The organism is Helicobacter pylori (genome assembly GCF_030062585.1).
In the GTDB taxonomy this organism is placed as follows: Bacteria; Campylobacterota; Campylobacteria; order Campylobacterales; family Helicobacteraceae; genus Helicobacter; species Helicobacter pylori_CN.
Map to the genome: position 1 here is coordinate 302,916 of NZ_CP071935.1, position 23,944 is coordinate 326,859.

The 23,944-nt window shown below is 39.7% G+C and carries 19 protein-coding genes and 1 pseudogene; 18 read left to right on the forward strand and 2 right to left on the reverse strand.

Features of this window, described 5'->3' with window-relative positions:
• Positions 1–165 precede the first annotated feature (165 nt).
• From J5F42_RS01425 to J5F42_RS01510, 18 genes and pseudogenes are all read left to right on the forward strand, one after another.
• Complete coding sequence (locus tag J5F42_RS01425) at positions 166–3,006, forward strand: RecB-like helicase (RefSeq protein ID WP_283491428.1); 2,841 nt, start codon at positions 166–168, stop codon at positions 3,004–3,006.
• A 23-nt stretch (positions 3,007–3,029) separates the two neighbouring features.
• Entirely contained in the window at positions 3,030–4,346 is a 1,317-nt protein-coding gene (nhaA, locus tag J5F42_RS01430) for a sodium/proton antiporter NhaA (protein WP_283491429.1), read from the forward strand.
• 47 nt (positions 4,347–4,393) lie between these two features.
• Positions 4,394–4,777 carry a preprotein translocase subunit YajC gene (gene yajC, locus J5F42_RS01435; protein WP_097699851.1) on the forward strand — a complete coding sequence of 128 codons (384 nt, stop codon included), beginning with the start codon at positions 4,394–4,396 and terminating at the stop codon, positions 4,775–4,777.
• Positions 4,774–6,351, forward strand: a complete 1,578-nt coding sequence (gene secD, locus J5F42_RS01440; protein ID WP_097699850.1) for a protein translocase subunit SecD — start codon at positions 4,774–4,776, stop codon at positions 6,349–6,351. Before yajC ends, secD begins: the two co-directional genes overlap by 4 nt.
• An 8-nt stretch (positions 6,352–6,359) precedes the next feature.
• On the forward strand, positions 6,360–7,331 hold the full coding sequence (gene secF / locus J5F42_RS01445) for a protein translocase subunit SecF (RefSeq protein WP_097699849.1): 972 nt from the start codon (positions 6,360–6,362) through the stop codon (positions 7,329–7,331).
• Positions 7,332–7,340: 9 nt separating this feature from the next.
• Positions 7,341–7,679, forward strand: a complete 339-nt coding sequence (locus J5F42_RS01450) for a DUF6394 family protein (protein WP_000383764.1) — start codon at positions 7,341–7,343, stop codon at positions 7,677–7,679.
• A 10-nt stretch (positions 7,680–7,689) separates the two neighbouring features.
• Positions 7,690–10,110, forward strand: coding sequence for a leucine--tRNA ligase (leuS, locus tag J5F42_RS01455; protein ID WP_097699848.1), 2,421 nt, complete (start codon positions 7,690–7,692; stop codon positions 10,108–10,110).
• Positions 10,107–10,619, forward strand: a complete 513-nt coding sequence (gene lptE / locus J5F42_RS01460) for an LPS assembly lipoprotein LptE (RefSeq protein ID WP_001202123.1) — start codon at positions 10,107–10,109, stop codon at positions 10,617–10,619. The genes leuS and lptE overlap by 4 nt, the downstream gene beginning before the upstream one ends.
• Positions 10,609–11,784 carry a bifunctional folylpolyglutamate synthase/dihydrofolate synthase gene (locus J5F42_RS01465; protein WP_097699847.1) on the forward strand — a complete coding sequence of 392 codons (1,176 nt, stop codon included), beginning with the start codon at positions 10,609–10,611 and terminating at the stop codon, positions 11,782–11,784. The genes lptE and J5F42_RS01465 overlap by 11 nt, the downstream gene beginning before the upstream one ends.
• Positions 11,784–12,710 (forward strand): M23B family cell shape-determining DD-metalloendopeptidase Csd2, encoded by a 927-nt coding sequence (gene csd2, locus J5F42_RS01470; RefSeq protein WP_283491430.1) that lies wholly within the window; start codon positions 11,784–11,786, stop codon positions 12,708–12,710. Before J5F42_RS01465 ends, csd2 begins: the two co-directional genes overlap by 1 nt.
• A gap of 8 nt (positions 12,711–12,718) precedes the next feature.
• Positions 12,719–13,630, forward strand: a complete 912-nt coding sequence (csd1, locus tag J5F42_RS01475) for a peptidoglycan DD-metalloendopeptidase Csd1 (protein WP_283491431.1) — start codon at positions 12,719–12,721, stop codon at positions 13,628–13,630.
• Positions 13,576–13,986, forward strand: a complete 411-nt coding sequence (locus J5F42_RS01480; RefSeq protein ID WP_283491432.1) for a bactofilin family protein — start codon at positions 13,576–13,578, stop codon at positions 13,984–13,986. Before csd1 ends, J5F42_RS01480 begins: the two co-directional genes overlap by 55 nt.
• Positions 13,987–13,989: 3 nt before the next feature.
• Positions 13,990–16,989, forward strand: coding sequence for a transcription-repair coupling factor (mfd, locus tag J5F42_RS01485; protein ID WP_283491433.1), 3,000 nt, complete (start codon positions 13,990–13,992; stop codon positions 16,987–16,989).
• Positions 16,990–17,113: 124 nt separating this feature from the next.
• Positions 17,114–17,617, forward strand: a complete 504-nt coding sequence (gene petA, locus J5F42_RS01490; RefSeq protein ID WP_000763638.1) for a ubiquinol-cytochrome c reductase iron-sulfur subunit — start codon at positions 17,114–17,116, stop codon at positions 17,615–17,617.
• A 10-nt stretch (positions 17,618–17,627) separates the two neighbouring features.
• Complete coding sequence (locus J5F42_RS01495; RefSeq protein ID WP_283491434.1) at positions 17,628–18,866, forward strand: cytochrome b; 1,239 nt, start codon at positions 17,628–17,630, stop codon at positions 18,864–18,866.
• On the forward strand, positions 18,863–19,720 hold the full coding sequence (locus tag J5F42_RS01500; protein WP_283491435.1) for a cytochrome c1: 858 nt from the start codon (positions 18,863–18,865) through the stop codon (positions 19,718–19,720). The genes J5F42_RS01495 and J5F42_RS01500 overlap by 4 nt, the downstream gene beginning before the upstream one ends.
• 178 nt (positions 19,721–19,898) lie before the next feature.
• Positions 19,899–21,028 (forward strand): annotated as a pseudogene (locus J5F42_RS01505) (sulfatase-like hydrolase/transferase).
• On the forward strand, positions 21,025–21,561 hold the full coding sequence (locus tag J5F42_RS01510) for a sulfatase-like hydrolase/transferase (RefSeq protein WP_097639439.1): 537 nt from the start codon (positions 21,025–21,027) through the stop codon (positions 21,559–21,561). Before J5F42_RS01505 ends, J5F42_RS01510 begins: the two are co-directional and overlap by 4 nt.
• 392 nt (positions 21,562–21,953) lie before the next feature.
• On the opposite strand, the gene J5F42_RS01515 is transcribed toward J5F42_RS01510, so the two are convergent.
• Both J5F42_RS01515 and J5F42_RS01520 read right to left on the reverse strand, forming a co-directional pair.
• A complete protein-coding gene (locus J5F42_RS01515) occupies positions 21,954–23,801 on the reverse strand; it encodes a peptidoglycan D,D-transpeptidase FtsI family protein (protein ID WP_283491437.1) in 1,848 nt (615 codons plus the stop codon).
• Between the two features lie 6 nt (positions 23,802–23,807).
• Positions 23,808–23,933 (reverse strand): transcriptional regulator, encoded by a 126-nt coding sequence (locus J5F42_RS01520; protein WP_078249530.1) that lies wholly within the window; start codon positions 23,931–23,933, stop codon positions 23,808–23,810.
• Between the last annotated feature and the right edge of the window lie 11 nt (positions 23,934–23,944).

The following is a 23,944-nucleotide window of genomic DNA, read 5'->3' on the forward strand; positions in this document are numbered from 1 at the left end:
ATTAGCATGTGTGAATTTGACGCTGTCTTTGCCTTTGTTCCTATTAAAATGATAGAAAAAACGACAAAACCCTATGATTATAGCAAAAGATTAAGGTTTTTTAGCTTAAGTAAAAAAGGCTTTTAGGCTATAATAAAGACAAAATAGAAATTTGGGGTAGCTCTAATGGATACAAAAAGACAATGCATGGCTTTAAAGGCTTCAGCAGGGAGCGGGAAGACTTTCGCTTTGAGCGTGCGGTTTTTGGCCCTATTGTTTAAGGGGGCTAATCCTAGCGAGATTTTAACGCTCACTTTCACTAAAAAAGCCACCGCCGAAATGAAAGAGCGCATTTTAGACTATTTAAAAATTTTGCAACAAGAAAACCTTGAGAGCGAAAAAGAAAAATCCCAAAATATCCTAAAAGAATTAGAAGAAAAATACCATTTAGACCCTAGCTTGGTGCGAAATAGCGCTCAAAAAATCTACCAACGCTTTTTAAACGCTGAAATCAGAATCAGCACCATTGACGCGTTTTTCCAAAGCATTTTAAGGAAATTTTGCTGGTTTGTGGGGTTGAGCGCGAATTTTGAAGTCAATGAAGACACAGAAGCACACCAACGACAACTTAATGAGGGTTTTTTGAGCGCTTTAAATAACGAACAGCTTGAGGAATTGAGCGTTTTTATCGCTCAATGCTTAAGTTATGATAGTTACACGAGCGATTCTATTTTAGAGCGGTTGCGTTTTTTAAAAAACAAGCTCTATTTATTTGATCCTAATAAGAAAGAGCCTGTATTTGATGAAGAGGGTTTTTTAGAAAAACTAAGGAGCTTAAACAAACAAATTCAAAGCATAGAAACAGTGTCAGATAGGGCTAAAGAAGCCATTAAATGCGATAGTTTTAGGGGATTTTTAAACAGCTCTTTAACCTGGCTTGAAAAAAAGAGCGAATATCTCTATTTTAAAAAACTCAAAAATGAAATCCCTACCTTAGAGAGAGAGTGCGAAGAGATTGAAAACGATTTAAAACGCTATTATGAAGCCAAAGAAACCGCAATATTTAAAAAATTCCCTAAATTCATCCAGCTTTATGATAACGCCACTTCTAAAATCCAAGCCTTAGATTTTGACGCGATTAAAGATAAGGTCCATGTTTTATTGAATGGTTATGAAGAAATGCCGGCGGAGTTTTTTTATTTCAGGTTGGACAGCAAGATCGCACACATTTTGATTGATGAATTTCAAGACACGAGCTTGAACGATTATAAGATTTTAGCCCCTTTTATTGATGAGATTAAAGCCGGGATAGGGCAAGCTAAATGGCACAGGAGCGTGTTTTTTGTGGGCGATGTCAAGCAGAGCATTTATGCCTTTAGGGGGAGTTTTAGTTCCTTGTTTGAAAGCGTTTCTAAGGATTTTTACCACGATAATTTACAATTCAACCACCGCAGTGCGCCTTTGATCATTAATTATGTGAACACCATTTTTAAAAAGGCTTATCAAGATTCCCCCACCGCTTATTTGGAACAAAAATACCCTAAAACTTCTCAAAATAAACATGCTACAGACGGCTATGTTAAGGTCTCTTTAGTGGCTGATGAAAGAGAATTGTTATTAGACCAGGTCTTACAAGAAGCTAAAAATCTTTTAGAACATCGTATTGATCCTAAAAACATTACCATTTTATGCGCCACTAATGACGACGCTTTAGAAATCAAAAATTATTTGCAAGAGTATTTGAGCGAAATTTGCCCAAGCACGGAATCTAGCGCAAAATTGTCTCAATTTGTAGAGTCTAAAATCATTAAGAACGCTTTAGAATACGCTCTAGCGGAAGAACCTTACAAGCCCTTTTATAAGCACAGCGTTTTAAAACTCGCTGGATACTTGCATGATGATGCGATCGCTTTAGCTGGTTTTAACCCTAAAAAAGAGAGCGTGGCAGGCTTTGTGTGGAAGGTGATGGAGCAATTTGAGCTTTATGGAGAGCCTGCGCAAAGCTGTTTGGAATTGGCGGTTGGGTGCGAAGACGCCGATGGATTTTTAGAAAAATTAGAGGCTAAATCGATCGCTTCTTTCAATTTAAAAGGCGCGCAGATCATGACCATTCATAAATCTAAAGGCATGCAATTCCCTTATGTGATCGTGTGCGAACGCTTGGGCAAGCCTAATTCAAATCACTCCAATCAATTCCTTGAAGAATATGACGGCGCAGAGCTTCTTCGCCTTTATTACAGAACGAAAAATCGTGAGGTGGTGGATAAAGATTACGCTAGGGCTTTAAATAAAGAAGAAGCGGCCAAAGATTGCGAAGAAATTAATGTGTATTATGTCGCATTCACTAGGGCTGAGTTAGGGTTGATTGTCGTGGCCAAAGACAAAAAAGAAAGCAAAAAAGAAAGCAAAAACAAAACAATGTGCGAAAAATTGGATCTTTTGCCTTTAGAAGAGGGAGAAATCGCACCGGTTATTTCTTCTCAAAAAGAGCCTTTAATTACAAGCGCTCTCATCAAGCCCCATGCCTATGGCGAGCAAGTCCAAGAGATAGAAGAAGAGCCAGATAGCGATTATGAAAAGAATAACGACCAGGAAGCGATCAATTTTGGTATCGCTTTGCACAAGGGATTAGAATACCAATACGCTTATAATATTCCTAAAAAAAGCGTTTTAGAATATTTAAACTACCATCATGGTTTTTATGGTTTGGATTACCAAGCGTTAGAAGAGAGTTTAGAGCTTTTTGAAAACGATGCAGAGATACAAGCTCTTTTTAAAAATCATGCCTTAAGGGGTGAAACGGCTTTTTTATTTGAAGGGGTTGTGTCTAGGATTGATGTTTTGTTGTGGGATAAGGGGCAAAATTTGTATGTTTTAGATTATAAAAGCTCTCAAAATTACCAACAAAGCCATAAGGCTCAAGTGTCTCATTACGCTGAGTTTTTAAAAACTCAAGCCCCCCATTTTAAGATACAAGCGGGCATTATTTACGCTCATAAAAGACTGCTTGAAAAATTATGGGTCTGAAATTAAAAATTTTAAGGTTGTCTATGAATCTCAAAAAAACAGAAAACGCGCTCAGTTTGACGCTTAAGAACTTCATTAAAAGCGAGTCTTTTGGAGGGATTTTCCTCTTTTTGAACGCTGTTTTAGCGATGGTGGTGGCTAATTCGTTTTTGAAAGAAAGTTATTTTGCGCTATGGCACACCCCTTTTGGGTTCCAAATAGGGGATTTTTTCATCGGCTTTAGTTTGCACAACTGGATTGATGATGTTTTAATGGCGTTATTTTTTTTAATGATAGGCTTAGAGATCAAGCGAGAATTGTTGTTTGGGGAATTATCCAGTTTCAAAAAAGCTTCTTTCCCTGTGATTGCGGCTCTTGGGGGTATGATAGCTCCAGGATTGATTTATTTTTTTCTTAACGCCAACACGCCCTCTCAGCATGGTTTTGGGATCCCTATGGCGACGGATATTGCGTTCGCTTTAGGCGTGATCATGCTTTTAGGCAAGAGGGTGCCAACCGCTTTAAAGGTTTTTTTAATCACTCTAGCAGTGGCTGATGATTTGGGGGCTATTGTGGTGATCGCGCTCTTTTATACCACGAATTTAAAATTCGCATGGCTTTTAGGGGCTTTAGGGGTGGTTCTTGTTTTAGCCGTATTGAACCGCCTGAATATCCGCTCGCTCATCCCTTACTTGCTTTTAGGGGTGTTGCTTTGGTTTTGCGTGCATCAAAGCGGTATCCATGCGACGATCGCTGCGGTGGTTCTAGCTTTTATGATACCGGTGAAAATCCCTAAAGATTCTAAAAATGTAGAGCTTTTGGAATTAGGCAAACGATATGCAGAGACGAGTTCAGGAGCGCTTTTGACCAAAGAGCAGCAAGAAATCTTGCACTCTATTGAAGAAAAAGCGAGCGCTTTACAAAGCCCTTTAGAAAGATTGGAGCATTTTTTAGCCCCCATCAGCGGGTATTTCATCATGCCTTTATTTGCGTTTGCAAACGCGGGGGTGAGCGTTGATTCTAGCATCAATTTAGAAGTGGATAAGGTGCTTTTGGGGGTTATTTTAGGGCTTTGTTTGGGCAAGCCTTTAGGGATTTTCTTAATCACTTTTATAAGCGAAAAGCTTAAAATCACCGCGCGCCCTAAAGGCATCAGCTGGTGGCATATTTTAGGGGCTGGGCTTTTAGCAGGGATTGGCTTTACCATGTCTATGTTCATTTCTAATCTGGCTTTCACGAGCGAGCATGAGAACGCTATGGAAGTGGCAAAAATTGCGATTTTACTCGGATCTTTGATTTCTGGGATCATAGGGGCTTTGTATTTATTCGCACTAGACAAAAGAGTAGCTTTAAAGAAATAGTGAAAAATGCTATAATTTGAGATTAAAACATCTTTTAAGGAAATTAAATGGGACAAACTAAAGAAATTATAACGACGCTTTTACCCTTTTTGGTGTTGTTTCTTATTTTTTATTTTTTGATCGTTCGCCCGCAACGCCAGCAACAAAAAAAGCATAAAGAAATGATAGAGGGCTTGACTAAGGGCGATAAAATCGTTACTCAAGGAGGGTTCATCGTTGAGGTGCTTAAAGCGGAAGCGAATTTTTTTAACGTGAAGCTCAATGATGACACCACCGCTAAACTTTCTAAAAACTATGTAGCGTTCAAATTAGACGAATTGGATCAATTTGGTTTGGCAGAGCCTATAGTTATCCAACAAGGCAGAGAAGAAATTTCGGCAAAATTATCTGGTGCTAAGACTTTGAAACAACGCCAAATAACAACTGAATGAAACTTTTTAACCCTCGTTTAATCGTTTTTGTTTGCGCGCTTCTTTTAGGGGTAGGGTTTTCTGTGCCTTCTTTACTAGAGACTAAAGGCCCTAAAATCACTTTAGGTTTGGATTTAAGGGGGGGGTTAAACATGCTTTTAGGGGTGCAAACCGATGAGGCTTTAAAAAACAAGTATTTAAGCTTGGCGTCCGCTTTAGAATATAACGCTAAAAAACAAAATATCTTGCTTAAAGACATTAAATCCAGTTTAGAGGGGATCAGTTTTGAGCTTTTAGATGAAGATGAAGCGAAAAAATTAGACGCGCTTTTAGTGGAATTGCAAGGTCATAGTCAGTTTGAAATCAAAAAGGAAGCGGGGTTTTATAGCGTGAAGCTCACCCCTTTAGAGCAAGAGGAATTGCGTAAAAACACGATCTTGCAAGTGATAGGGATCATTCGTAACCGCTTGGATCAATTTGGTTTGGCAGAGCCTGTAGTTATCCAGCAAGGTAAAGAAGAAATTTCGGTGCAATTGCCCGGCATTAAGACTTTAGAAGAAGAACGGCGCGCTAAAGACTTGATTTCAAGATCCGCTCATTTACAAATGATGGCAGTGGATGAAGAACACAATAAAGATGCGATGAAAATGACGGATTTAGAGGCTCAAAAATTAGGCAGCGTGTTGTTGTCTGATGTGGAAATGGGGGGTAAAATCTTACTCAAAGCGATCCCCATTTTAGATGGCGAAATGCTTACGGACGCTAAAGTGGTGTATGATCAAAACAACCAGCCGGTGGTGAGCTTCACGCTGGATGCGCAAGGGGCTAAGATTTTTGGGGATTTTTCAGGCGCGAATGTGGGCAAACGCATGGCGATCGTTTTAGACAATAAGGTTTATTCAGCCCCGGTGATCAGGGAGCGTATTGGTGGTGGGAGCGGGCAAATTAGCGGGAATTTTAGCGTGGCTCAAGCGAGCGATTTAGCGATCGCTTTAAGGAGTGGGGCGATGAGCGCGCCCATTCAAGTTTTAGAAAAAAGGATTGTAGGCCCGAGTTTAGGGAAAGACAGCATTAAAACCTCCATTATCGCCCTCATTGGAGGTTTTATTTTAGTGATGGGCTTTATGGCGCTTTATTACTCCATGGCTGGGGTGATCGCTTGCATGGCGTTAGTGGTCAATCTTTTTTTGATCGTGGCGGTCATGGCGATTTTTGGAGCGACGCTGACTTTACCTGGAATGGCAGGGATTGTTTTAACCGTGGGGATTGCCGTGGATGCTAATATCATTATCAACGAGCGCATTAGAGAAGTGTTAAGAGAAGGAGAGGGTGTTGTTAAGGCGATCCATTTAGGCTATATCAATGCGAGTCGGGCGATTTTTGATTCCAATATCACTTCCTTGATCGCTTCGGTGTTACTATACGCTTATGGCACAGGAGCGATCAAAGGCTTTGCCTTAACCACAGGCATTGGGATTTTAGCCTCTATCATCACCGCTATTATAGGCACGCAAGGGATTTATCAAGCCCTTTTACCTAAATTAGCCCAAACGAAAAGCCTTTACTTTTGGTTTGGCGTGAATAAAAGAGCTTAGGAGGTTTTATGGAATTATTCAAACAAGTTAGAATCTTAAGCTTCATGCGTTATTCCAATTATGGGGTGGTTGTTTCAGCGATCTTGGTGCTTCTAGCGTTAGGGCTTTTGTTTTTTAAAGGGTTTTCTTTAGGGATTGATTTTGCGGGGGGGAGTTTGGTACAGGTGCGTTACACTCAAAACGCCCCCATTAAAGAAGTGCGCGATCTTTTTGAAAAAGAAGCTCGCTTCAAGGGCGTTCAAGTGAGCGAATTTGGCTCTAAAGAAGAAATTTTAATCAAATTCCCTTTTGTAGAAACGGCTGAAAATGAAGATTTGAACGCTATCGTGGCCAATATTTTAAAACCCAGCGGCGATTTTGAAATCCGTAAATTTGACACCGTGGGGCCTAGAGTGGGGAGCGAATTGAAAGAAAAGGGCATTTTGTCGCTGATTTTAGCCTTAATGGCGATCATGGTTTATGTGAGTTTCCGCTATGAATGGCGTTTCGCTTTAGCGAGCGTTGTTGCACTTGTGCATGATGTGATTTTGGTGGCAAGCTCGGTGATTGTTTTTAAGATTGATATGAATTTGGAAGTGATTGCGGCTTTGCTCACTTTGATTGGGTATTCCATTAATGATACGATCATTATCTTTGATCGAATCAGAGAAGAAATGCTCTCTCAAAAAACCAAAGATGCCACTCAAGCCATTGATGAAGCCATTTCCAGCACGCTCACGCGCACGCTTCTAACTTCTTTAACCGTGTTTTTTGTGGTGTTGATTTTATGCGTGTTTGGGAGTAAGATCATCATTGGCTTTTCATTGCCCATGCTAATAGGCACGATTGTAGGGACTTACAGCTCTATTTTCATCGCCCCTAAAGTAGCGTTATTGTTAGGCTTTGATATGGGTAAATACTATGAGAATGAGGCTAGAAAAATCAAAAAAGCTCAAGAGAAAGAAAAAATGCGCCGTCTGTATGAGGGCGGTCAAGTTTAAGGAGTTTCTATGGATTGGGGTCGGGTCATTCATGTGCTGTTCAGCCTTATTTCTTTAACGACCATTGCAGGGTTTTTGTATGAGCCTAATACGGTAGTATTATTTGTAGCGTTAGCTTTAAACCTTATTTCCGTTACGCTCAAAATTGGGGTGATCAAGCGTTTCGCTTCAGAGCTATTGGCCAGCTCTTTAGCTACCGTGTTGCACCTCATACCGGCGTTTGTGTTTTTACAGATTTTGAATAATTTGGTTACCGCTTACATGCTCATGATTGGGGCTTTGATTAGCAACGCTTTCAGCCTTATCTTTTTGTTGATTGAAAGCGTTGTAACGAGCGAAACGGATTAAGGGGTAGTTGATGGATTTTATCAATATAGAAAAAAAATGGCAAGAATTTTGGTGGAAAAATAAGAGTTTTGAGCCTAAAGACGATTTTAACCTCCCTAAAAAATACATTTTGAGCATGCTGCCTTATCCTAGTGGGGAAATCCACATGGGGCATGTGCGCAATTACACTATTGGGGATGCGTTGGCACGTTATTATCGTTTGCACCATTATAATGTGTTACACCCTATGGGGTTTGATTCTTTTGGGATGCCTGCAGAAAATGCGGCCATTAAGCATGGTATCCACCCTAAAACTTGGACTTATGAAAACATTGAAAACATGCAAAAAGAGTTTGAAACTTTAGGGTTTTCTTTTTCTAAAAACAGGGAATTTGCCACTTCAGATCCGGATTACACGAAATTTGAACAGCAATTTTTCATTGATTTGTGGGAAAAGGGGCTAATTTATCGCAAGAAAGCCATGCTCAATTGGTGCCCTAACGACAAAACCGTTTTAGCTAATGAGCAAGTCATTGATGGGAGGTGTTGGCGTTGCGACACAGAAGTCATTCAAAAAGAACTCTATCAATATTATTTGAAGATCACAAACTACGCTGAGGAATTGCTCAAAGACTTAGAGGCTTTAGAAAACCATTGGCCTTCTCAAGTCCTAATCATGCAAAAAAACTGGATAGGGAAATCTAGCGGGTTGCAATTTGGTTTTAAAATCGCTGATGAGTGCTTGAAGGCTTGCAATGGCATTCAAGAAATTGAAGTTTTTACCACAAGAGCGGACACCATTTATGGCGTAACTTACATTGCAATCGCCCCAGAACACCCTTTAGTAGAGCATGCCATTAAGCAAGTGAGCCAAGAAGATTCAAAGATGATTAAAGCGATTTTAAACACGACTCAAAGAGAAAGAGCCTTAGAGAAAAAAGGAGTATTTTTAGGTATTTATGCTATCCACCCTTTAACGAAGCAAAAAATCCCTGTTTGGGTGGCTAATTTCGCTCTAGCCAATTATGGCTCTGGAGCGTTAATGGGCGTGCCAGCCTGCGATGAAAGGGATTTTGAATTCGCTAATCTTTATCATATCCCTATTAAAGTGATCACCCAAAGTTCTCAAAGTTTGCCCCACACTAAAGAAGAGGTTTTAAAAAATAGCGGGGAGTGGAGCGATCTTTCTAGCTCAGTGGCCAGAGAGCAAATCATCGCTTATTTTGAAAAAGAAAATCTCGGTAAAAGGGTGATCAACTACCGCTTGCAAGATTGGGGGGTGAGCCGTCAAAGGTATTGGGGAGCGCCCATTCCTATGATTCATTGCAAAAATTGCGGGATTGTGCCTGAAACCCAACTGCCGGTAACTTTACCTGAAGACATTGTGATTGATGGGGAGGGCAATCCGTTAGAAAAGCATGCGAGTTGGAAATTCGCTCAATGCCCTAAATGCCACAAAGACGCTTTAAGAGAAACAGACACTATGGATACTTTCATCCAATCCAGTTGGTATTTCTTGCGTTACACCACGCCCAAAAATCAGCGTGAAAATCAAGCGTTTGATCAAAATTACTTGAAGTATTTCATGCCGGTGGACACTTATATTGGCGGCATTGAACATGCGATTTTGCACTTGTTATACGCGCGCTTTTTCACTAAGGCTTTAAGGGATTTGGGCTATCTTCATTTAGATGAGCCTTTCAAACAGCTTATCACTCAAGGCATGGTTTTAAAAAATGGCGCTAAGATGAGCAAATCTAAAGGCAATGTCGTCAGCCCTAAAGAGATACTTAAAAAATACGGGGCCGATGCCGCAAGGCTCTTTATCCTTTTTGCTGCCCCACCGGCTAAAGAATTGGAATGGAATGACAGCGCTTTAGAAGGTGCGCACCGGTTTATCAAGCGCTTATACGATAAGGCTAACGCCATTACCCCTACCACTTCTAAGCCTGAATTTAAAGAAGTGATCCTGAATGAAACGCAAAAACTAGCTCGTAAAAAAGTCTATGAAGCGTTAAAAAAATCGCATGAAATTTTCAATAAGACTGAAAGCGCTTACGCGTTTAACACTTTGATCGCAAGCTGCATGGAGGCTTTAAACGCTTTGAACGCACAAAATAATGAGCAAATTTTATGCGAGGGTTATTTTGTGTTGTTGCAAATCTTAGAGCCTATTATCCCGCACACCGCATGGGAGTTGAGCGAGAGGCTTTTTAAAAGAGAGAATTTCAAGCCTATAGCGATCGATGAAGACGCTTTGATAGAAGACTTTATGACTTTAGGGCTTACCATTAATGGCAAAAGGCGCGCGGAATTGAAAGTCAATATTAACGCCAGCAAAGAAGAAATTATTGTTTTGGCTAAAAAAGAATTAGAGAAATATTTAGAAAAGGCGAGCGTTAAAAAAGAAATTTATGTGCCTAATAAGCTTGTTAATTTTGTTATCGCATGAGGGCTTTACTTTTTTTTATTTTATTGCTTTGGTTCAAGGGCTGTGGGTATAAACCCATCGCCGCTTACGCTCAAAACGCTTTAGGCGATAGCGTATATGTGAAACTCATTGTGAATTTGCCTAACCCTGAAAACTCCGTAGAGTTTAAGGATTTGATGAATCGTTTAGTCGTGCAACGCTTCCAAAACCGCCTAGCGAGTGAAAAAGATGCGGATTCCATTATTATTATAGAAATCACGAACGTAACCGATACGAGTATCACGCAAAATAAAGAAGGCTTTACGACTTTCTATCGCGCAACCGTGTCTGTGAATTACACCTATGATAATAAAAGAGGCACACAAAAGACTTTTCAAAATAGCGGGTATTACAACTACGCTGTGAATTTGCAAGACCCCCTTAACACCTACCAGAACCGCTATTATGCTATCAATCAGGCTGTGGAACAAACTTTGACTAAATTTGTGGCTCAAATCGCTTATGAGGGGAAATTCAATAATGAAAAATAGCTCTTTGAATGGATTAAAGGCGTTTTTAGAAACAAAGCCTAAAGAATACCACAAGTTTGATCCTAGCCGTTTCATTCAAATTTATAAAGATTTTAAGAACGCTTTTTTTGAGATTCAAGCGAAAGTCATTCATGTGGTAGGGACTAATGGCAAGGGCAGCACAGGGCGGTTTTTAACTCTTTTATTGGCCGATCAAAATTTTAAGGTGTTGCATTTCACCTCCCCTCATGTTTTTGAATTTAGGGAGCGCTTTTTTTTGAATGATTCTATTGTTAAAGAAAGCGTTTTAGAAAACGCCCACCAGCAATTGCAATCGCACGCTTTCAGCAGCGCTTGCTCGTATTTTGAATACGCTACCTTACTAGCTGTCATGCTCGCTAAAGATTGCGATTATTTGGTTTTAGAAGCGGGGCTTGGGGGGGAGTTTGACAGCACGAACGCTTTAGAAAAAACCCTAAGCGTTTTCACTCCCATTGATTACGATCATAAGGAATTTTTAGGGGATAGTTTAGAAAGCATTGCGACTACTAAATTAAAAGCGATGGGCTCTCTTAGTATCATCGCTCCCCAACAAGAACTGGTTTTAAATATCGCTCAAAAGATCGCCAAAGAAAAACACGCGCAATTGATTGTGGTTCAAAATGAAATTTCAAAAGGAGTCATGGACTATATTGAACGCCACCATTTAGCCTATTTTTTAGCGATGAATTTAGAAGTGGCCCTAAAAGCGTTTGAAACGCTATTGCCATGCAATAAACAAGAAGTTTTAAAAAACCTAAAGCCCCTAAATTTAATCGGCCGTTGCGAGCTTTTAAGCCCTAATATTTTAATAGACGTGGGGCATAACCCCCATAGCGCTAAAGCCTTAAAAGAAGAAATCAAACGCATTTTTAACGCTAAAATCATTTTAATTTATAACTGCTATCAAGATAAAGACGCTTTTTTGGTGCTAGAAATTTTAAAGCCTGTCATTAAAAAGGTTTTGATTTTAGAATTGCATAATGAAAGAATTATCCAATTAGAAAAACTTAAAGGGATTTTAGAAACTTTAGGGTTAGAACACGCTTTGTTTGAAGATTTGGAAGAAAATGAAAATTATTTGGTGTATGGCTCATTTTTGGTAGCCAACGCTTTTTATGAACGCTATCCAAAGAAGAGGGATTGATGCCGCAAAACCAGCTTGTGATCACCATCATTGATGAATCAGGCTCTAAACAGCTCAAATTTTCTAAAAATTTAAAACGCAACCTCATCATTTCTGTTATCATTCTTTTATTGATCGTAGGGCTTGGCGTAGGGTTTTTAAAATTTTTAATCGCTAAAATGGATACGATGACAAGCGAGAGGAATGCGGTTTTAAGGGATTTTAGGGATTTGTATCAAAAAAATTACACTTTGACAAAAGAGATTAAAAACAAGCGAGAAGAGCTTTTTATTGTGGGGCAAAAGATTCGTGGGTTGGAATCCTTGATTGAAATCAAAAGAGGGGCCAATGGGGGCGTGCATCTCTATGATGAAGTGGATTTAGAAAATTTGAATCTGGCTCAAAAACATTTAGCGCTCATGCTCATTCCTAATGGCATGCCCTTGAAAACTTATAGCGCTATCAAACCCACCAAAGAAAGGAACCACCCCATTAAAAAAATTAAGGGCGTTGAATCCGGGATTGATTTTATCGCGCCATTAAACACGCCTGTTTATGCGAGCGCTGATGGGATTGTGGATTTTGTGAAGACCAATTCTAATGTGGGGTATGGGAACTTGGTGCGCATTGAACATGCGTTTGGTTTTAGCTCCATCTACACGCATTTAGATCATGTCAATGTGCAGCCTAAAAGCTTTATCCAAAAAGGGCAGTTGGTTGGCTATAGCGGGAAGAGCGGTAATAGCGGCGGTGAAAAATTGCATTATGAAGTGCGCTTTTTGGGTAAAATTTTAGACATGCAAAAATTTTTGGCATGGGATTTGGATCATTTCCAAAGCGCTTTAGAAGAAAATAAATTTATTGAATGGAAGAATTTGTTTTGGGTTTTAGAAGACATTGTCCAGCTCCAAGAGCATGTGGATAAAGACGCGCTAATAAGCCAGTAAGGATTTTGGTGTTTTTAGACAGGCGTTTGATTGTGATGGTTACGGACTCTAAAGGGAGCCGTTATATTAATGTTCATATCTTATTCCGTCAAATTGGCTTGTATGCGCTGTTGAGCGTTGTGGGATCTTTATTGTTTTTAGGCATTTCGTTACTGGTTTTAAATAAAGAGATTAAAAATATTGACAAGCAGCATGCTTTAATCACTAAAGAATTTGAGAAAAAAAAAGAGACGAATGAAAAGCTTTCTTTGCAAATGGATGAATTTTTAGACGATTTGCAACTTTCAGGGGAACGCATCAACGATTTAGAAGAAGTGGTGGGAGTGAATAAGCCTGAAGAAGAAAAAGAAGAGAGCAATTTTTCCAGCCGCCTGGATGTCGCTGGGATTACCGGGCTTCAAAAAAGCTTTATCATGCGCCTTATCCCTAATGACTACCCGCTAGAATCCTATCGGCGCGTTTCAGCCGCCTTCAATAAAAGAATCCACCCTATTTTGCATGTGTTGCACAACCATACCGGGCTTGATTTAAGCACCGCTATTAACACCCCTGTGTATGCGAGCGCGAGCGGGGTAGTGGGGTTAGCGAGCAAAGGGTGGAATGGAGGGTATGGGAATTTGATTAAAGTTTTCCACCCTTTTGGTTTTAAAACCTACTACGCCCATTTGAATAAAATCGTCGTAAAAACGGGCGAATTTGTCAAAAAAGGGCAGTTGATTGGGTATAGTGGTAATACAGGGATGAGCACGGGGCCGCATTTGCATTATGAAGTGCGGTTTTTAAATCAGCCCATAAACCCCATGAGTTTCACCAAATGGAACATGAAAAATTTTGAAGAAGTTTTTAATAAAGAAAGGAGCATCAGATGGCAATCTTTGATAACAATAATAAATCGGCTAATGCAAAAACAGGACCAGTGACTATCATCGCTCAAGGCACAAAAATAAAGGGTGAGCTTCATTTGGATTACCATTTGCACATAGATGGCGAATTAGAGGGGGTGGTGCATTCTAAAAGCACGGTGGTGATCGGACAAACCGGCTCGGTAGTGGGTGAGATTTTCGCTAATAAATTAGTAGTCAATGGCAAGTTTACTGGCACGGTGGAAGCGGAAGTGGTAGAAATCATGCCTTTAGGGCGCCTTGATGGTAAAATCTCTAGCCAAGAGCTTGTGGTGGAAAGGAAGGGGATTTTGATTGGGGAAACTCGCCCTAAGAATATTCAAGGGGGGGCGTTGTTAATCAATGAGCAAGAAAAGAAGATTGAAAATAAATAGGGAATGATCCAATCTAGCCTTTATAAAGCCTTAAATGAAGGCTTTGATTATCAAATACTCGCTTGTAAGGATTTTAAAGAATCCAAGCTCGCTAAAGAAGTCATAAGCTATTTTAAGCCAAATACCAAAGCCATTCTTTTCCCGGAGTTTAGGGCTAAAAAAAACGACGATTTGCGTTCGTTTTTTGAAGAATTTTTACAGCTTTTAGGGGGTTTGAGGGAGTTTTATCAGGCCTTAGAGAACAAGCAAGAAACTATCATCATTGCCCCTATTAGCGCTTTATTACACCCTTTACCCAAAAAAGAACTTTTAGAGAGCTTTAAAATCACTCTTTTAGAAAAATATAACCTTAAGGATTTGAAAGACAAGCTCTTTTATTATGGTTATGAAATTTTAGACTTAGTGGAAGTGGAAGGCGAAGCGAGCTTTAGGGGGGATATTGTGGATATTTATGCGCCCAATTCTAAAGCGTATCGCTTGAGTTTTTTTGACACGGAGTGTGAGAGCATTAAGGAATTTGACCCTACCACTCAAATGAGCCTTAAAGAAGATTTGTTAGAAATTGAAGTCCCCCCCACGCTTTTTAGTTTGGACGAACCATCTTATAAGGATCTGAAAACAAAAGTGGAGCAAAGCCCCTTAAATAGCTTTTCTAAAGATTTGACCAGTTTTGGTTTGTGGTTTTTAGGAGAAAAAGCGCAAGACTTACTAATCGTTTATAAAAGCGTTATAAGCCCTAGAGCTTTAGAAGAAATTCAAGAATTAGCGAGCTTAAACGAATTGGATTGTGAGTGTTTCAAATTTTTAAAGGTTTTAGAAAACGCGCAAGGTTATGAAGATTTAGAAATCCATGCGCATGCCCTAGAAGGCTTTATCGCTTTGCATTCAAATCATAAAATCACGCTCCTAGCCCCCAATAAAACGATTTTAGACAACGCGATAAGCACACTTGAAAAAAGCAGCATGGAATGCGTGATCGCCCCCTTTGTGTTAAATTTTAAAACCCCTGATAGGATTTTTATCTCGCTCAATTCTTTTGAAAGGAAGAAAAAACGCCAAAAATCCAAGCTCGCCTTGAACGAATTGAATCCGGGTGAATGGGTGGTGCATGATGATTATGGGGTGGGCGTGTTTTCTCAATTAGTCCAGCACAGCGTTTTAGGGAGCAAGAGGGATTTTTTAGAAATCGCTTATTTGGGCGAAGACAAACTGCTATTACCGGTAGAAAACTTGCATCTCATCGCTCGCTATGTGGCGCAAAGCGATAGCGTGCCGGTTAAAGACCGGCTAGGGAAGGGGAGTTTCCTCAAACTAAAAGCTAAAGTCAGGACTAAGCTTTTAGAGATTGCTAGCAAGATCATTGAATTAGCAGCTGAACGCAATTTGATCTTGGGTAAAAAGATGGATGTGCATTTGGCGGAGTTGGAAGTCTTTAAATCGCATGCGGGGTTTGAATACACCAGCGATCAAGAAAAAGCCATCGCTGAAATTTCAAGGGATTTAAGCTCTCACAAGGTGATGGACAGGTTATTGAGTGGGGATGTGGGTTTTGGGAAAACGGAAGTGGCGATGCATGCAATTTTTTGCGCGTTTTTGAACGGCTTTCAAAGCGCTTTAGTTGTGCCTACCACTTTATTAGCGCACCAGCATTTTGAGACTTTAAGGGCGCGTTTTGAAAATTTTGGCGTTAAAGTGGCTCGTTTGGATCGGTATGCGAGCGAAAAAAACAAGCTTTTAAAGGCGGTGGAATTAGGGCAAGTTGATGCGCTAATAGGCACGCATGCGATTTTAGGCGCAAAATTCAAAAACTTGGGCTTAGTGGTGGTAGATGAAGAGCATAAATTTGGCGTGAAACAAAAAGAAGCTTTAAAAGAATTGAGCAAAAGCGTGCATTTTTTAAGCATGTCTGCTACGCCTATCCCGCGCACTCTAAACATGGCGCTCTCTCAAATTAAGGGCATTAGCTCTTTAAAAACCCCACCCACAGACAGAAAGCCCAGCCGCACTTTTTTGAAAGAAAAGAATGACGAGCTTTTAAAAGAGATTATTCATAGAGAATTACGCCGTAACGGGCAAATTTTTTACATCCATAACCACATCGCTAGCATTTCAAAAGTCAAAACCAAGCTAGAAAATTTAATCCCTAAACTCAAAATCGCCATTTTGCATTCCCAAATTAACGCTAACGAGAGCGAAGAAATCATGCTAGAGTTTGCTAAGGGGAGCTATCAGGTTTTGTTATGCACTTCTATTGTGGAATCAGGGATTCATTTGCCTAACGCTAACACGATCATTATAGATAACGCACAAAATTTCGGGCTGGCTGATTTGCACCAATTAAGAGGGCGTGTGGGGAGAGGCAAAAAAGAAGGCTTTTGCTATTTCCTCATAGAAGATCAAAAAAGTTTGAACGAACAGGCTTTAAAACGCTTGCTCGCTTTAGAAAAAAATTCGTATTTGGGCAGTGGGGAGAGTATCGCCTATCATGATTTAGAAATCAGGGGGGGCGGGAATTTGCTTGGGCAGGATCAGAGCGGGCACATTAAAAACATCGGTTATGCGCTCTATACGCGCATGCTTGAAGACGCAATTTATGAATTGAGTGGGGGGAAGAAAAGGCTTGAAAAAAGCGTAGAAATCCAACTTGGCGTGAGCGCTTTTTTAAACCCTGAACTCATCGCAAGCGATAGTTTGAGGTTGGATCTATACCGCCGTTTGAGTTTGTGTGAGAATGTAGATGAGGTGGGGCAAATCCATGAAGAAATAGAAGACAGGTTTGGTAAAATGGACGATTTGAGCGCTCAATTTTTGCAAATCATTACGCTTAAAATCTTAGCCAACCAGCTTGGCATCCTTAAACTTTCTAATTTCAATCAAAACATCACCCTTACTTATAACGATGAAATAAAAGAAAGCCTGAAAGCCCCAAGCAAAGACGATAACGATATTTTAGAAACCCTTTTGAAACATTTGCGCGCTCAAATTTCTTTAAAACGGCGTTAAAAAGCGTTTGATTTTAGTCTCAATTTGTTATTTTAAAAAAATTATTAAGAGAGTTTGTTGTAAAATAGGGATTTGCTAGGCCTTTAGTCGTTAAAAGGTAATTATCATTAAGGAGTTTTTAATCATGGCAGATATTCAAAGGCGTGATTTTTTAGGAATGAGCCTTGCTAGCGTTACAGCTATAGGGGCGATAGCGAGTCTGGTAGCGATGAAAAAGACTTGGGATCCTCTCCCAAGCGTTGTTTCAGCTGGTTTTACAACCATAGATGTGGCGAACATGCAAGAAGGGCAGTTTTCCACGGTGGAATGGCGTGGGAAACCGGTCTATATCCTCAAGCGTTCTAAAAAAGAGGGCTTTAATGAAAAGCGCGATTTTAAAATTGGCGAGAGCGTTTTTACCACAGCCATTCAAATTTGCACGCATTTAGGGTGTATCCCCACTTATCAAGATGAAGAAAAAGGCTTTTTATGCCCATGCCATGGGGGGCGTTTCACGGCTGATGGCGTGAATATTGCCGGCACCCCCCCTCCACGCCCTTTTGATATTCCGCCCTTTAAAATTGAAGGCACTAAAATCACTTTTGGTGAAGCCGGGGCTGAATACAAGAAAATGATGGCTAAAGCGTAAGGAGAGTTCCATGGCAGAGATAAAAAAAGCGAAGAATTTAGGCGAGTGGCTAGACATGCGTCTTGGCACTAACAAGCTTGTTAAAGTGCTAATGACAGAATATTGGATCCCTAAAAATATTAATTTCTTATGGGCGATGGGGGTGATTTTATTAACCCTTTTTGGCGTGCTTGTGGTCTCAGGGATTTTCTTGCTCATGTATTACAAGCCTGATGCGAAAATGGCGTTTGATAGCGTGAATTTCACCATCATGCAAGAAGTGGCTTATGGCTGGCTTTGGCGCCACATGCATGCCACGGCAGCGAGCATGATTTTTGTCATCATTTATATCCACATGTTTGTTGGCATCTATTATGGCTCTTACAAAAAGGGCCGTGAGATGATTTGGATTAGCGGGATGATTTTGTTTGTGGTCTTTAGCGCGGAAGCCTTTAGCGGGTATATGCTGCCTTGGGGGCAGATGAGCTATTGGGCCGCGGCGGTTATCACGAATTTATTTGGGGGCATTCCTTTCATTGGGGCTGATGTGGTGGAGTGGATTAGGGGGAATTATGTTGTGGCGGATTCCACTTTAACGCGCTTTTTCATGCTCCATGTGTTTTTACTGCCCATTGCGATCATTCTACTTGTTGGGGTGCATTTTTATTCTTTGCGCATCCCGCATGTCAATAACCAAGAAGGCGAAGAGATTGACTTTGAATCAGAAGAAAAGAAATTCATTGAAGGCAAGAAAAAAGAATCCAAAGTCATTCCTTTTTGGCCGGTATTCTTGTCTAAAGATATTTTTGTGGTTTGCGCGTTCATGGTCTTTTTCTTTTACTTGGTGTGTTACCACTATGATTTTGCGATGGATCCTATCAACTTTGAAAGGGCTAACAGCCTTAAAACGCCGTCTCACATTTACCCTGAATGGTATTTCTTATGGAGCTATGAAGTCTTAAGGGGCTTTTTCTTTAGCGCTGATTTAGGGCTAATGGCCTTTGGCGTGGCGCAAGTGATTTTCTTCTTACTGCCCTTTTTAGACAGAAGCCCTGTGGTCGCTCCCGCACACAAACGGCCAGCGTTTATGGTGTGGTTTTGGCTTTTAATTATTGATATGATTGTTTTAACGATCTATGGTAAATTGCCTCCGCTTGGGATCGGTAAATACATCGGCTTATTTGGTTCAATCACTTTCCTAGCCCTTTTCTTTGTGGTATTGCCCATTATCACTATCGCTGAGAGCAAGAAACAAGGGGGTGTTAGATGAAAGAATTTAAAATTCTAATCATCCTTATTGTGGTGATAGGCGTGATTTATTATGGGGTTGAGCCCTATGCGCATTCGGTGATGCACCCTAAAGTCGCTCCGGCGGATTTTGCTTTCAAGGATTTAGAGCCGATGGATTTAAAAAATGGCGACGCTAATAAGGGCAAACAGCTTGTAGCCGAAAATTGCACCGCTTGCCATGGCATTAAATCCCAAAACATTCCAGCCCCTATGGATAGCCTTAGCGCGAGTAACTCTTTTGGGGTTGTGCCACCGGATTTAAGCCATGTGGCGGGGGTTTTGAATTTGAATTTCTTAGCCCACTTCATCAAAGATCCTGTGAAAACAGCGAAATTGAGCCATAAGTTCAACGATGAAAAGCCCTATCCTATGCCGGCGTTTTCTCAATTTAGCGATAAAGATTTGAGCGATATTGTGGCGTATCTCACTTCTATTTTGCCTAAAAATTTGAGCGATAAGGAAGTGTTTGCACAAAGCTGTCAAAGGTGCCATAGCCTAGATTACGCTAAAGATAAGGCCTTTAGCGATCCTAAAGATTTAGCCAATTATTTAGGCTCTCATGCGCCTGATTTGTCCATGATGATTAGGGCTAAGGGCGAACATGGCTTGAATATTTTCATCAACGACCCGCAAAAGCTTTTGCCTGGCACGGCTATGCCCAGAGTGGGATTGAGTGAACAAGCTCAAAAACAAGTTATCGCATATTTGGAAAAAGCAGGCGATAGGAAAAAACATGAAAGGAATACTTTAGGGATTAAAATCATGATTTTCTTTGCGGTGCTGTCGTTCTTGGCTTATGCATGGAAAAGAAAAGTTTGGAGCGAAGTGCATTGAATTAAAAAAAGGGGGGGAGTATCTTATAATCTTTTTATGGTCAGTCGTTTATTAGGGGAATGATTGGAACGCATTTTCTAGGCATGACGACAAAAAACTTATATCAAGGTTTATTGAAATTGATATGAGAAAACTCGCTCAAGTGGGGCTGACTTTAATCTCTTAATGGAGTGGTTTGATGATTTTAGATTCTAAATTTTTTGTGTTCATTCTTTTTAATGCGCTTTCAGCATGCTTTCTCTCTTCAGTGAGCGTTGGTTTTATTTTCAAAGCGCTCTTGTATAGCTTTATATGGCTTTTTATTGTTTATTATGCGATTAGTTTTATTAAGAACAGGTTTGTAACAGAAAGCCTAAAAAGTTTTATATTAGTTTTAGGGATTGTGTTTAGCTGTATAGATATTTTTGGTTCGTATTATTTTCATTTGCCTTTGTCTAATGAGCTGGGTAATATTTTATTCACCACGCATTATAAAGAGAGCTTAGAATTCCTCCATGCCTATGTTTATCCGCATTGGTATTTTGTGATAGGGTTTATTTTAATAGCTATAGGTTCTCTAAAACTATTCAGTCTCGTTCCTAACAAACCAATTCCTTTAAAAATGGCTAGTATTTTAAGCGTTTTATTTTTGATTGTAGAAGCGCCACACGCTATAAAAACCATCAAAAAATATAAAGAAGATGAAGCGTTGTTGAACGCTGATGGGACGATGGAATACATTGCTTTGGCTAAAGGAGCGTATTATTTTGGTAGGAATATTAGCAGTTTGAGAGAAAGCCACAACTCCAGTCAGGCTTTAGAAAAAGCTTCTTACCCTAAAGATTACTTAGTCAAAAATACAGGGAGTGTTGAAAATGTGGTGTTGGTTTTTGGCGAGAGTTTGAACAGAAATTTTATGGGTGTTTATGGCTATCAAGCCCCTACAACCCCTTATTTAAGCGCTTTAAAAGAAAAAGGTTCGCTTTTAGCGTTTGATAATGTGATCAGCCCGGCTTTTTATACGGATAAAAGTTTCACCATGCTTTTAACTTACGCCAATAGGGATAATCTCAACCAAAAAGCATGGTATCAATATAAAAATCTAGCCCATATCCTTAAACTGACCGATTACAAAAGCGTTTGGATCACCTCTCAAGGCTATGGACTCATGTGGGGCAATAGCTATTATCAAGTGGCTAAGCGTTTTGATACTTATATAGAAAATGATAAGCCTTATGATGAAAACCTGGTCGCTCTTTTCAAGCGCTATTATGATAACGAGAGAGAGAGAGAGTAAAAAGCGTAAAAATTTTGTTGTTTTTCATTTGATTGGCAATCATTTTGAATATAAAAACCGCTTTCCTAAAGAATTTTCCCGTTTCAATCCCAACAACACTTCTTACTTTTCAAAAAACAAGTCTTTGCGGGTTACAAACAATGCTGATAAGCAAGTTGTAACCGATTATATTAACAGCGTTTATTATAATGATTATGTTTTGCATTCTTTGATTGAATTGTTTAAAGATAAGGATAGTCTCGTTATTTATCTAAGCGATCATGGCGATGACATGTTTGAATTAAGCGCCTTTAATACCCATGAATGCTCAAATGCCAGCGTAGAAATCCCATTTTTAATCTATATGAGCGATGCATTCAAACAAAAACACCCCCAAATGGTAAAAAGTTTTGAAGAAGCTTTACACAAGCCTTTCATGAGCGATGATTTATTGCATACCTTGTTGCCATTGGCAGGAATCATAACCAAAGATCATGAAAAAACGAGGGATTTGTTTAATGAGAATTACAACGATAAACGCCCAAGGAAGCCATGCGATAATAAGGTTTATCCCATGAGTAAATGAGCGGTATTATAATGGTTTGATCTTTGAGCTTAAAAAAGCCATCAAGCCTTGCTTGTCATGGTATGGGTGGTTATGACTTAAAAACAGAGTCAATCTAATTTAAGCAGATTCTTTCGTATCCATTCCAACAAATTTGATACAAGTTTTCCTTATCTTTAAATTCACGCTCTTTTAAGTGGAGTAAAACGCTCTTTTTTTATCCCTTTGAATTGGCTTGAGCGATCCTTTAAAAAAGCTCAAAAATTCTTATTGATAAAATTTATTCCTTTTGAAAATCCGTTTTTGCTATCTTAAAAAGCTAAACACCTATTAAAAAACTTTAATCATTTATTCAACATTATATATGGTTAGTCTAAAGCTTCTTCTTTGGAGTTTGGGTTAAAAAGAGCCTTTTATTTTATTTTAAAGCGGTTTTTTTCCAAAGCGTTTTGAATCGCAATAGAGGGCGATAGATAATTGTAACGCACTAGAATTTCGGTGATTTCTTTAAAAATGGGGGCTGCAATCTTGCTGGCGTAATATTCTTCCTTGCCATGCGAGCCTAAGATAACCACGCCGATAGTAAAAACCTGCCTTTCATCTTCAGCGAACCCAAAAAAAGAGCTGTTGTAGGACTCTGCGCTATAACTCCCGTTTTTGGCAACCCTAGCCGTGCCGGTTTTTCCCCCTATGTATAGCCCTTCAAATTGAGCGTTTTTGCCTGTGCCATAACGCACCACTTTGATTAAGGTTTCTTTCATTTTCCTAGCGCTTTTGGGGCTAATGACTTGAAAAGTGGGTTTGGGGCTAGGGATGTAAATATCGCCATTAGGAGCGGTTTCTCGTTGCACTAAATAGGGGGTAGTCAATTTGCCTTCATTAGAAAACACCGCATAAGCCCTTAAAAGCTGCAAAAAAGTCGCGTTCAACCCATAGCCATAAGAGACGCTGCCCTTTAACACTTCACGCTTGAAAGCGGACAAAGGAGGGATCTTTCCTGTGGCTTCTAAGGATAAATCAATGCCGGTTTTTTGAGAAAATCCATAGCCTAAAAGCCCGTTATAGAAATCCTCCGGGTTGAGATTTTTGCTGATTTTTATCATGCCCACATTGCTAGATTGGATCAAAACGTCTTCCACAACGACTTTTTTACTAGGGATAAAGTCGTCTTTAATGGTGTATTTTCCTAATTGGTAATAGCCATGGTTTAAATCAATGCGTTCTTTGGGGTTGATTAAATTCTTGTCTAACAGCAGAGAATAAACAATGGGTTTGATCGTGCTGCCTGGCTCAAAAACCTTTTCGGCAACGCTCAAATTCAAGCTTTCATAATCGCTGGTTTTAATGGCGTTAGGATTGAAGCGCTTGCTTGAAGCTAGCGATAAAATTTCCCCGCTTTTAGGGTTAATGATACCCACTAGGATTTCTTTAGCCCTAAGTTTGTCTTTAGTTTTATCTAATAGGGTTTCAATTTCTCTTTGGAGTTTTAAAGGAATGCTCAAATACACCTCATAGCCATCAAGCCGTTCAACCTCTGTGTAAGAGTGGTTTTGGATAAAATTAAAACTCACATCTCTTTTGCCTGTTCTTATGCCATTTTGTTGGGCTTTAAGCAAGTGATCTTGAGATTTTTCAACGCCTTTTTTACCGGTAGTTAAAGTGAGTTTGTCTTCTTCTTGTTTTTGCACATAGCCAATGATTGGCTCTAGGCTATTTTGATAAGGGTAATGCCTAGAAACGCCGCTCATTTCAATGTTTAACCCTTGTTTTTGCCACACTTTATCGTGCGCGTCTTTGAAATTTTGAAAAACCCCAAAGGTTAAAAATTTCTTATTCAAGTCTCTAATATTAGCGGCCATATTGGGCGTGAGATCATAGGCTAGAATAATATAGCCTTTCGTATTGATGGCGTCTTTTAAGGACTTTTTAGGGATATTGCTATAAATAGAAAGGAAATCAATGAAAAAATCTTCTTTATCCGGGTTTAAAAACCTTGTATCAAAGCCCAGTTTGAAAAGGGTTTGCGAAGCGGCCAGGCTGTAGTTGTCTTGACTATAGATAGTCCCCCTAGCCGCAGTGTCTTGTTTGCTCATCACTAGATTAGGCATGTTGGCTTGCGCAAAAAAAGCTTTTTTAAAAGCGACCATCAAAAAAATAAAAAAAAGCAACAAAAAGATTAGTGCCGTAACCGCACCCTTGTCTCTTTGGATTTTTAGAAATTGCTCTGGGTTGAAGTAAGGATCAATATTCTTATTATCCATAAGCGCTTACTTGAAAATGGCGTGGCGTTGGATTTTCACAACGCACGGGAGTGTGGATTTTTGATGATGAAATCTATTAAAATGAGATGTAGCAACAACAAACCCTCTCTTTAAAAAAGACCAAGCGATCATTTAAAGAGACG